5 protein-coding genes are annotated in these 5,885 nt (G+C 44.1%); all 5 read left to right on the top strand.

Going from position 1 to position 5,885, the window contains the following annotated elements:
• The coding region (locus F6K37_RS30535) for a glycerol-3-phosphate dehydrogenase/oxidase (RefSeq protein WP_287254265.1) at positions 1–1,401 on the top strand (1,401 nt) is incomplete at its 5' end.
• A 73-nt stretch (positions 1,402–1,474) separates the two neighbouring features.
• Positions 1,475–2,503: a lysylphosphatidylglycerol synthase transmembrane domain-containing protein gene (locus tag F6K37_RS30530; protein WP_287254263.1), complete on the top strand. Its 1,029-nt coding sequence runs from the start codon at positions 1,475–1,477 to the stop codon at positions 2,501–2,503.
• Positions 2,504–2,585: 82 nt separating this feature from the next.
• On the top strand, positions 2,586–4,040 hold the full coding sequence (locus F6K37_RS30525) for a rhamnogalacturonan lyase family protein (RefSeq protein WP_287254261.1): 1,455 nt from the start codon (positions 2,586–2,588) through the stop codon (positions 4,038–4,040).
• A gap of 11 nt (positions 4,041–4,051) precedes the next feature.
• On the top strand, positions 4,052–5,017 hold the full coding sequence (locus tag F6K37_RS30520) for a lysylphosphatidylglycerol synthase transmembrane domain-containing protein (RefSeq protein ID WP_287254259.1): 966 nt from the start codon (positions 4,052–4,054) through the stop codon (positions 5,015–5,017).
• Positions 5,018–5,177: 160 nt separating this feature from the next.
• On the top strand, positions 5,178–5,837 hold the full coding sequence (locus tag F6K37_RS30515; protein ID WP_287254258.1) for a metal-dependent hydrolase: 660 nt from the start codon (positions 5,178–5,180) through the stop codon (positions 5,835–5,837).
• Positions 5,838–5,885 lie beyond the last annotated feature (48 nt).

The following is a 5,885-nucleotide window of genomic DNA, read 5'->3' as shown; positions in this document are numbered from 1 at the left end:
TACCTCTTGCCAATTTACGGGCACGGCATCAAAGGATTAGAAACCATGACCCTGTATTTTGCCATCTATGATCTATTGAGTAGGGATCAAAGGCGGGTTAAGGATTCAGCTCGATGCATACCCAACTGCCAAATTCTTTCCAAGCAAGAAGTCTTGAAGATGTGGTCCAGCTTAGATCCCGATCAGCTTACCGGTGGTGCGATTTGGTATGAAGGACAAATCCACAATACTGAGCGATTATTGCTGTCGTATCTTTTATCTGCCTCTGAGCGCGGTGCAGAAATAGCTAATTATGTCGAAGTTGTGGAATTTATTCAATCTGACAATGTTGTTGTCGGTGTCGAAGCTAAAGATTTAATTAGTGGACAAACAATTAAAGTTCGTGCAAAAACAGTATTAAACGCTTGCGGTCCGTGGATTGTAAAAACCTTGAATCTTTCTAGAGAACAATTCAAGGACTACGATCTTCATGCTTCCAAAGCCTTTAGTTTCATTACACGTCCGCTTACTAAAGATCATGCGGTAGTATTCCCCATCAAACCGATGTACCGCGATCCCCAGGCTATAGTCAATAAAAAGTCAAGTCTTGCCTTTGCAATTCCGTGGCGTGGTTATTCATTGGTGGGGTCTTTGCACTTGCCCTGCGAGGATGATCCCGAACGTGTTTCAATCTCTGAGGAAGAAATTCAAACCTATATTGAGCTGATTAACGAGGGTTATCCCGAAGGAAAGCTGCGCCGTGAAGATGTACATCATGTGTTGTGGGGTATCATACCAGCGGATCGAGAAGGTTCAGCGGCACCTATGAAGCATTACCGCATTTTGGATCATGCCACGGAAGATGGTCTTGAAGGTCTTGTTAGTGTGGTTGGTGTCAAATACACAACCTCCCGTGATGTGGCTCAAAAAACAATAGATCTGGTCTTTCGGAAGCTCGGACAAGTATCACCATTACCACGTACAAAGAATACTCCTTTGTGGGGTGGAGATATTGAATATCTTGATTTGTTCATGAATCAGGCCATTGAGCAAGAGTCAGATCAGTTGAGTCCTGAGGTAGTGCGCAATCTTGTGCGAAAGTACGGTTCAGCTTATCAGCACATATTACGTTACTTAGACGAAAATCCGGCATGGGCACAAGTACTACCAAACAGCGATGTCATCCAAGCGGAAGTTATACACGGGGTTCGTGAAGAGATGGCTGAGAAATTGGTCGATGTTGTTTTTCGGCGGACTGATCTCGGCTCTGCAGGCTATCTAGGTGACGAGCCCCTTCGCCTATGTGCTCAACTGATGGCTCGTGAACTTGGCTGGAATGAAGCCTACACAGAAGCTGAGCTGCGCAACGTGGTAGATTCCTACATTATCCGTCCCAAGACAGAAGTGGTATGCCAACCTTAATTATAGTCTTAGTTAAGTCTTAACTAGATGCTGGTCAGAGGGTAGAAAGATTGATAGAACAAATGAGGGTTAAATGGGAAAAAGCTCGATACTTCGCTTCTTGAGAATTGCGGTAACAACCGCTCTGCTAGTTTATGTTTTTCACAAAGCAGGATTGTTAACGCTTCAAGGATGGCGGAACTTATTTGATACCTTTGCCCATACCAAACTGAATTTTCTGTTGGCATCAATTGTGATCTTACCGATACTTGATTTTGCCAGCTCAGTCAAGTGGTACTTTCTCTCTCGCTCTTGTGGACTTTCAGTCGGTCTATGGCGGCTCTATGCTTACTACGTAATTGGTAAGTTCTTTAGTCTAATCCTACCCAGCAGCATCGGCGGAGATGTGATTAGAATACATGAGCTAGGGCGTTACACAGGACGTTATGCTGATGCTGCAGCTGTCGTATTTGTAGAACGTTTCAGCGGTTTAGCGACCCTAGTGATGCTGGCACTAATTGCAGTAATCGTTAACTTGCAGGTCTTTAATATCCCTTGGCTCACAATTTCCCTTAGTATTGGTATCCTTGGATTAGGCTTTATATGCTGGTTAATTGTTGATGATCGTCCCTTCAATCTCTCCCAGAAAATTTTTGGAGAACGACTGCCTATTTTCAAAAAAATATTTAGTAAGATTGAAAAATTTCGCAATGCTGTACTGCTTTACAAGGATGATTCAGGAGCGCTTGTATGGGCGTTAGTCAACTCGTTAATTTTTTATTTTTTGTCTGTAATCAATGTCTGGGTTAGCGCCTTGACATTTAATGCTGAAATTAACTTTATAAGCACCCTAGTGGCGGTTCCTGTGATCATGTTCATCATGAATCTACCATTTTCTATTGGTGGTATTGGCTTAACGGAATTTGCCTATACTTTTACTCTCGGTCTTTTTGGTGTCAACCCTGCTGTAGCAATTTCGACAACCTTGTTGATGCGATTAAAGACATTTATTGATGCTGGGATTGGTGGTTTGCTTTATCCCTTAGTCAGGTTCGAAAATTCAACAGCAAGAGAATTATCTAAGGAGATTGAGAGGAGTTACAGTAAACAGTCTAAAGATTAGTTATAAATAGTCTTTTTGATGGCTACGTTTGATGGCTACTTTGAGAATAGTTTGAGAGAGAATAGTTTGATAAAATAGGGAAATGTCAAAGCAATCGCCCAAAATTGGTTTCCAGCATGTTACCTCTAAAATAGCCTTGTTTTTGAGCGTTTGTAGTGCATTCAACTGGGGATGTGCAGCAAAATGGAATAGCAAGGGCGTTGATTTACCCTATTCCACCATCAATCCTCAGACTATCCAATTAGATTTACCTGCTGAAGACGATAGATCAGGTGGTTTGATTACGGCGGATGTAGATGATGATGGCAAGAAAGACTTTATTATTACCAAGCCCGGTCAGATCGCAGTTTACAGTCATTCTGGGCAAAAGCTCTGGGGTAGGGAGATCAACCTCCAGGTAACTGGAAAATCTGAGTACCAGGGACTACCTGGATTGCATGGGTCGGGTGTCCAAGCAGCTGACGTGGATGGGGATCAGAAGACGGAGGTCTTGTTTTTAACCAAAGACAATACTATTCATATTATCCAAGGTGACAACGGACAGAGCAAGGGAAGTATAACAATAGAATCTCCACCAGGTACAGAACGTTGGGAGCACTTAGTAGTAGCCAATTTCCGGGGTAAAGGCGATCGCGATTTACTACTTCAGGCCACTAATGCTGAAGGATACCGTAGGGGTCGTTATCTAGCAGCCTATCCCCTAGACAACCTACTCAAAGGTGAAAACCTTGAACCTTTGTGGACTCGAGATGATTTCCTTGCCAATGCTCACAATGGGGCACGGGTGGCAGATCTCGACGGAGATGGCAAAGATGAGGTTTTGGGTGGGACAATAATATCACCATTAGGAGAGCTACTGGTGCGAATTCCAGTAAAAGGTCATATTGACTCCCTGTTTGTGGCTGATGTGCGTCCAGACATCCCAGGATTAGAGGTAGTCGCTCTGGAAGAGGGGGGTGGCAATCGGGTTTTCCTTTATAACCGCGTTCGCGAAGCGGTTCCTTCGGAACATCGCGTCATTTGGAAAACCCACTACAAGCATCAAGAACCACAAAATGCTGCCATTGGTGATTTTGACCCCCAACGACCGGGATTAGAAGTGTGGTGCCGCAGCCGTTACCCGAAACACCAGAAACCCTTTGTCTTTGATGCCCAAGGTCAACTGATTGCTGACTATCAAATGGATGATGTTGCTCCCAAGGGATGGACAGACAAAGGTGTAGAGGTGATCTTCCCGATTGATTGGACAGGAGAGTCGAGGCAATTAGTGGCTGTCAAAGAGCGCCATAAATCAGGAGACGTCGGGATTTTTGATGGCCTGAGTGGGAAATTTCTCCATCGGTTCAAAGAACAGGCGGATCGACTTTACGTTGCTGATGTATCTGGGGATTGGCGGGAAGAAGTGATCGTTCTCAATGGCAATCAGCTGCACATCTACAGCAACCCCCAACCAAATCCCAATCTTGATCGCCCACGGCTATGGACTCAAAACCACTACCGCCGCAGTAAGATGACTTGGAACTACTACAGTCCATAAACTTAAAAACCATGGAAAAAAAGTTAGCTGCTAGGAAAAAATTGATTCTTACGATCATTAAATGCGGCGTTTCCATAGCGCTACTGTCTTGGGCGTTGCGCAAGACCAATCTGCCCGACATTTTCCTAGCTGTGAGTTCTGCCAACATTCCTCTGTTAATGGCAGCGTTTGTGGTCTACTTAGCCAGTTACTACATCAGAGCTAATCGGTGGCGGGTACTGCTTTTGGCTCAGAATGTGAAAGCTACCATCCCTTACTTGTATAAGTCCTACATGGTCAGCATATTCTTCAGTAATTTTTTGCCCTCCACCATTGGTGGGGATGCTGTTAGGGCTTATGATGCCTGGCGGTTGGGAACGAGCAAGTCAGTCGCACTAGCCACTGTGTTTTTGGATCGTTTCCTCGGTTTACTGGGTTTGATGCTGTTTGGCCTCGGGGCGCTGTTTTTCTCTCAGACATTGATCGCCCAGTTACCATTACTTAACCTGTGGGTGATGCTAGGTACGGCAGTAATTATGCTGATACTCTCGATGATTTTCATACCCTCTCAGAAGATTTCAAGCTTTATTAGCAAGATAAAACTACCCTTTTGGCACCCCATAAAAAACAAGGTATTGAATATTATTAAAGCTTTCCTTGCCTTTGGTAACCGCAAACATGCCTTGGCTATGTCTATGGGGTTATCACTGATGGTGCAAATCAGTGTCATCGGTCATTATTACCTAATTGCAAAGGCCCTGGATTTACCGGTTCCCCTTCTTAGTTTCTTTGTCATCATTCCCCTAGTCTCCTTGATCATGGTGTTGCCTGTATCGATCAACGCCATTGGTATCCGTGAAAATGCGTTTGTCTTCTTTTTTGGGGCTTACGACTATAATCTTGCCAGACCCGAAGCCATTGCCTTTGCTTGGCTGGCTTACGGAATCGTGATCATTCAGGGGCTGCTGGGGGGAATTGTGTATGCTTTGCGCAAGTAAAGGCGATTAACTCAGCTCAGGTAAGGTCGTGATCAGGTAATCGGATGATCAGGTAATCAGCTGTAATGGTGATCAATAAACAATAGTCATAGTAATTACCAATTACCAAATATAAATTACCAATTACCAAATATAAATTACCAATTACCAATTACCAATTATGAATTACCAATTACCAAATATAAATTACCAATTACCAAATATAAATTACCAATTACCAATTACCAATTACCAATTACCAATTAATCAAATGCCATCACCAGTAGGACACACATTTGCCGGTATTTGTGGATTTGTTCTGGCACGCCCTCATATAGCTTGGCATCAGGAAACTCGGCTGTTGTTAGGTTCAGTATTGCTAACGAATTTGCCAGACATAGACATTCTGCCTGGATTGCTGCTGCTGGGAAATCCAGGAGCTTTTCACCGTCAGGCCACCCACAGCTTGATAGTAGCCGCCGTAATTGGCATCTTCGTTGCTTGGCTAGTGGGGCGTTGGAGGTTAAATCGGCTCCGGTGGGGAATTTGGGCAGCTCTAGTTTATGGCAGCCATATCATCTTGGATATGCTAGTAGCTGACCCAACAGCACCTTTCGGAGTCCAGGCACTCTGGCCTTTTTCCCTAGAGTATTTTATTTCACCCATTACCATCTTTGCCCGATTTGATTATTTTAATCCAGAATTGGGTATGGTGCGCACCATCCTGAGTATTACCAACGTCTTGGGAATACTTTGGGAAATCGTAGTACTTACACCCTTGCTAGGACTTGCATGGTATGGGTTTGGGAAAACTGACGGCAGAAAACCATTGGCAAGATAGAGGCCAAGGGTGATGGGGTGATCAGGTGATCAGGTGATGGAGACAATA

It is taken from the genome of Moorena sp. SIO4E2 (genome assembly GCF_010671945.1).
GTDB classification, from domain to species: Bacteria; Cyanobacteriota; Cyanobacteriia; order Cyanobacteriales; family Coleofasciculaceae; genus Moorena; species Moorena producens.
Note: the sequence above shows the minus strand (reverse complement) of the source record. Positions and strands in the feature narration are given on the sequence as shown.